The organism is Marisediminitalea alba, from assembly GCF_002993365.1.
GTDB lineage: Bacteria > Pseudomonadota > Gammaproteobacteria > Enterobacterales > Alteromonadaceae > Alteromonas > Alteromonas alba.
In genome coordinates this window covers 1-4,582 of the sequence record NZ_PVNP01000017.1, presented here as the reverse complement: position 1 = coordinate 4,582, position 4,582 = coordinate 1, and the positions used below count along the sequence as shown (strand labels likewise).

General features: G+C 42.8%; 7 protein-coding genes and 2 pseudogenes. All 9 read right to left on the bottom strand.

Going from position 1 to position 4,582, the window contains the following annotated elements:
* Window positions 1–116 (bottom strand): annotated as a pseudogene (locus C6Y40_RS02945) (IS1595 family transposase); the annotation flags it as partial.
* Window positions 117–268: 152 nt separating this feature from the next.
* Window positions 269–655, bottom strand: coding sequence for a tautomerase family protein (locus C6Y40_RS02940; RefSeq protein WP_105933272.1), 387 nt, complete (start codon window positions 653–655; stop codon window positions 269–271).
* A 98-nt stretch (window positions 656–753) separates the two neighbouring features.
* Complete coding sequence (locus tag C6Y40_RS02935; protein WP_105933271.1) at window positions 754–1,212, bottom strand: hypothetical protein; 459 nt, start codon at window positions 1,210–1,212, stop codon at window positions 754–756.
* A gap of 48 nt (window positions 1,213–1,260) precedes the next feature.
* The gene (locus tag C6Y40_RS02930; protein WP_105933270.1) at window positions 1,261–1,575 is read right to left on the bottom strand and encodes a hypothetical protein; all 315 of its coding nucleotides are present in this window, start codon (window positions 1,573–1,575) and stop codon (window positions 1,261–1,263) included.
* A 59-nt stretch (window positions 1,576–1,634) separates the two neighbouring features.
* Window positions 1,635–2,123: a P-loop nucleotide/nucleoside kinase family protein gene (locus C6Y40_RS02925; RefSeq protein WP_105933269.1), complete on the bottom strand. Its 489-nt coding sequence runs from the start codon at window positions 2,121–2,123 to the stop codon at window positions 1,635–1,637.
* A gap of 47 nt (window positions 2,124–2,170) precedes the next feature.
* A complete protein-coding gene (locus tag C6Y40_RS02920) occupies window positions 2,171–3,082 on the bottom strand; it encodes an alpha/beta hydrolase family protein (protein ID WP_105933268.1) in 912 nt (303 codons plus the stop codon).
* Window positions 3,083–3,392: 310 nt separating this feature from the next.
* Entirely contained in the window at window positions 3,393–3,710 is a 318-nt protein-coding gene (locus C6Y40_RS02915) for a putative quinol monooxygenase (RefSeq protein WP_420836922.1), read from the bottom strand.
* 67 nt (window positions 3,711–3,777) lie between these two features.
* Window positions 3,778–4,146 carry a hypothetical protein gene (locus tag C6Y40_RS02910; protein WP_105933266.1) on the bottom strand — a complete coding sequence of 123 codons (369 nt, stop codon included), beginning with the start codon at window positions 4,144–4,146 and terminating at the stop codon, window positions 3,778–3,780.
* A 225-nt stretch (window positions 4,147–4,371) separates the two neighbouring features.
* Window positions 4,372–4,582 (bottom strand): annotated as a pseudogene (locus tag C6Y40_RS02905) (IS1595 family transposase); the annotation flags it as partial.

The window sequence follows — 4,582 nt, the reverse complement described above, 5'->3', positions numbered from 1 at the left end:
CTCTGTTATCAACTGTGAGACGCTATCAGTGCCTTTCAGCAGCTTCTCAACATAACGGGTTTGACTATCTGTTAAGTGTTCTAACTCGGCTATAAGCTTTGTAAATTGTGCTGGGANCATGATCAACCCTCAATAACTGTATTCATATACAGTATAGCAACAATTTAGCAGAACATAGCCTAATGGAAACAAGCAATTGTCCTGTTGATGCTATGGAAAAAACGGTGCTAAACCAATGAGTGCTGATGATTCAGGACCTGAACAGTAATCAGACATCCACTTTATATTGTAAATCCGCCGCTTCGTCACCGGTCATACCACGAAATCCCCATTGATATTTTTCCTGCTCCTTGATGGTAATTTCAATATCGACAGGCGAAATACCCACAGTAGAGGAAATGGTCTTAAATAACGCTTTGATCAACGCCTTTTGGGTTTCCGGCGTTCTGCCCTTCATCATATTAATTTCGATGACGGTATATGCCTCTGTTCTGCCACCCGGATAGAAAAAATCACTTTCATCAAGTGGCACAATTCGATGTGCCCGTTTATCTTCAGGCATACCCAGAACCGATTGCATGCAGGCGTGGATAGTCTCGGACAATTCGCGCTTTATCGGGTTGAGATGTTTGTTGATTCCGTAAATAACTACCATTATCTGTCCTTAGTGGCTAACTGACACTTTGCCCGGTGACCCAGCTTAACTATTAATGGCTAACTATTCGCCATCTCAAACCGGTGGCAGGGATAGCTTCAATCTGTTCCACCTTCAATGCTTTTGCCGAGAAATATCAAACACTGTAAAAACCAATACAAGCAAGCGAATATTAAAATCAGAGCGCCCAAGAGATTAAAAACAAATAAGCAAACCAAGGATCCCGAAACTACATAGCCATGGGTAAGATATCGAAACTGCCTGAACGTTTTGAAGCATGCCTTCGTCTCGTCATGCATAAACACCAGAAGGTAAAATGTGGCAGAGAAGATGGCCGCACTTAAATACTGATTTTCAAAGGCATCGTAGCTCCAGATGATGGCTAACAATGGCATTAAGCCGATCCCCAGAAAGCTTCTTAAATGAGGTAACGCGGACTTAAAGCCATTAGCAAGATGCGCATTATGTGTTTTTTCAGACGCAGTCCATTTAGCCAGAACAAAAGGCAAAAACAAGAAGAAAGCGATTATGCCCAATGGAATTAATATAATTTCCACGGTTATTTTCTAATCCGTAAGCACTTGTTCACAAGTAAATCCATCTGTTTACTGCTTTTCATCCCGGATCATATCGTTTGCCACTTCTAACATAATAAGCACCTCGCACGGAGAATACTGTTCGAGTAAGGATACCGAACGATAGTTTACCCATTCAGAGATCGGATCAAATTCATTTTTCTTTTTGAAGGTCAGTTCTTTTAACTGCACCAGGCATACGCCCTGCATCTTTGCGCCTTCTACCACGTTCGCCTTAAGCGCAATCTGTTCATACTCTTTCGCCACCATGTCATATCTGCTGGTTGCTGAAAAAGACGAAAAAGAAATTAAAGTAATCGCTAGCGTGAGCAGGATTTTATTCATTTTTTAAACCTTAAAATAGATAACATCAGGGGTTTCAAAACTGGCAACGTATAGTCGTATCATGTCACGCGAACTATATTGAGATTCTCGCTGTCAGTTGGTGCTTCAAAGTATCGGGTGACCTGGCGAAATACCGCTTCTGTATCAAATTTAGCTCTTTGCGGCTGTTCAACGCGACGTTGAGCAATTTGAGCTAAACACTGTTCATCAGAAACATCTAAATACCAGAGTTCGTGTTTACTGTGTGTTTCGGTACACAGCGATGTAAACCAGGCTCTTTGTTTTACAGTGTTGGCAGGAAAATCCATCACAACATTCACGCCGAGGCTAAGTAAGCCCTGTACATGGTTTTTAATAAATGGCCGGATTAGAGCTGAATATTTGATGTAATCGTCAAAGGTTTGGATCAGCCCAGGGTAATGCGCTGTGAGCCAATCATCTTCTGCAATCACCAGCGCGTTATTGTCTTGCGCAACAAGTCCGGAACGGGTGGATTTACCCGCGCCCATTTTGCCGCAGAAAAAGAATAGCTTGCCCGGATTACTCATGTTTTCTCCATCAGTTGCCAGTGGCAGAGCGCCTCATCAATCCTTATTCAAAGGAGCTTTGCCGCCGCCTCAGACATCCGTTTATACTCATGGCCAACATCAGGCACAACCTGTATCTGCCAGTTAAAATCGAAGCCGTTATCCCCTGCTACGGTTTTAGACGCTTGAAAAAAGTTTGAGCCCCGTTCTAACCGATTAGGCCCCTGCTCCATTGCCATTTCGGTTTGGTCCAGCTGCCCTTGTTGGGCATTGTTATCCAGCTCACCAAGAAGCACCACCAGATGTTTAGCAAAAGAACCCTGCAGATTATAATTAACGTCACCCAGTCCGTAAGGGTAAGGCACCATTTCATCCATAAACGAATACGTGCCGGCGTTGGCTGCTATGGCTTTTTTAATACGGGACTGCGGCTTCATTGCCACCATGCGCTGAACAAACTGACCGCCGGCCGAATGCCCGAAAATGTGGTAACCATCCAGCGAAAGCCCGTTTACGTTATTCACATGGTCAAAAATATTTTCCACCACCGTAAAAGCCCACTCATTTTCGGGGTTTTGCCACCCAAAATAACTTTCTAAATTGCCTTCCTGATAGTCATTCGTAATGACCCGATAGAACTTACTGGCAAATTCGGGGGCAATCAGCATTATTCTTTTCTGCTCGGCAAGCTCTGTCCATGCATCGAGATAATCCTCCGCATTTCTGCCCATGCCATGCATAACAAACAGTACCGGATTTGCAGGGGTCCACTCTGCTGGTTTGTATGTCCAGACTCTGATGGTTTTGCGATCGGTATGTTGATAGGCGTTAATGACAAAGCTGTCTTTACCTGTGGCAAAAGGTTTTGCTTCGGTTCTTTCTGGCCCGGTAGGAAGGATGTAAAGATACAGGTAGCCAACGGCTACAATAACAACGGTAATCAAAAGTACAGACGACACCAGCCATTTGAAGACTCTCACTTAAAACTCCTTTTAAAAAATGCGCTTCCTGACCCGCTATGAAAATGGCATAACATCATCACGCTATGAAGCGCGCAATAATATTTAAGACTCTCGGTGGCCACGCCGCAGGCAGAGCGTTCAGCCTATGTAGTTATAAAGACAGGCTGAGTAACGTGAATATTTCAACAGACTATATCAACTTTTTATTATGCAGGGTGAAGAGCACAAGAATTCTTACAAAATGTTGTTATGTAGGGGGTTATCGATATTGTCTGGAAGATAGTGGCGATGGCTTGGAACGGTTGCCAGGAAAATGAAGCAACAACAGTTATTTAAAAATTTGGTAATGACGTTCAACGTTAACGGTAACCTTACCCCAGTCAGAATCTCTTACTCTTTGCTGATGTTGCTCAAAAGCGCTTTGACTCGTGAACTCTTCATAAACATCAAAACGAAGCGGATCCTTTTTATTTTCAACAACTTTAAAGGTAATGCAGCCAGGCTCTTCCAGCGTGAGCTGCTTATGCTTTACCAACGCTTGCTTTACTACTTCAAGATCTGACGCAGGCACTAAAATGAAGCCCTTTAATGTAACCTTTGACATAAATTCCCTGTGAAGCAACGTAGTATTGAGCTTAACTACCATTATGAATGAGCCGAAGCATCGCCCGGACTGTTGCATTTCTTAGTTATATTGCCCGAAATTAATTCCGCTAAAACGGGTCGGTATTTTTCGGCACATCCAGCAAGGTATTGGCGCTGCCACATACCGAACATCGCTGCCTGATAGTTAACCTGTAGTTGAGCAAATAACTACAAGCATGCAGAAACTTTCCCAGTGACTTTATTAAGAACACGATAAAAAGCGTAAACTCAACGCCAAACTCTAACAGAAACCTGAATTGGCCAAACTCAAAAAAGGCCATGATGACTGAATAAAAAAGACTCCCCACAACAATGCTGATTGCGGAAATAGCAAACAGGTAAAACGCTAGCAGAATAGTCAGCCCAAACATGTCCAGAAAACTGACCGAACCTGAAAATTTCCAGTTTTTATATTTACCACAGCATTTTAATTTCATCGTTAAACCGGCATTATCAGAACAGTTGTGCCTTTAGGACATTCTTATGCACCGCTACATGTTTCACCTGATTTACCAAACAAGTAAACACATAGCAAAAGTGGCAAATTATTAGCGATGCCTTGTGATATGGAAAAGCCAAAATCGTTGCCCGACACTTCATGCTGCAATAATCCAGACACTAAGAACACCAAATACGGAACCGCTATTAAATAATAATTAAGGCTATGTTCGGATTAACTGTTGTTGAATCGAAAAGAGCCTGTTTTCGTTAAGGTTTTCTGAATTATCCATAAACCTGAACCAACCCAGGTAGTGTTCCAAGTATTTTGTGGCTACTCCGTGAAACCGTTTCATCCACGCTTTCAGACGGCTGTGATAGGCGTTAACATTCTGAATATGAAAGACTTTATCTATCACCTTAACACCTCCCGCC

What these genes read in the sequence shown, in the direction of transcription:
- C6Y40_RS02940 (WP_105933272.1), bottom strand. Translation starts at nt 655, where the DNA reads ATGGTAGTTATTTACGGAATCAACAAACATCTCAACCCGATAAAGCGC.
- C6Y40_RS02930 (WP_105933270.1), bottom strand. Translation starts at nt 1,575, where the DNA reads ATGAATAAAATCCTGCTCACGCTAGCGATTACTTTAATTTCTTTTTCG.
- C6Y40_RS02925 (WP_105933269.1), bottom strand. Translation starts at nt 2,123, where the DNA reads ATGAGTAATCCGGGCAAGCTATTCTTTTTCTGCGGCAAAATGGGCGCG.
- C6Y40_RS02915 (WP_420836922.1), bottom strand. Translation starts at nt 3,710, where the DNA reads ATGGTAGTTAAGCTCAATACTACGTTGCTTCACAGGGAATTTATGTCA.
- C6Y40_RS02910 (WP_105933266.1), bottom strand. Translation starts at nt 4,146, where the DNA reads ATGAAATTAAAATGCTGTGGTAAATATAAAAACTGGAAATTTTCAGGT.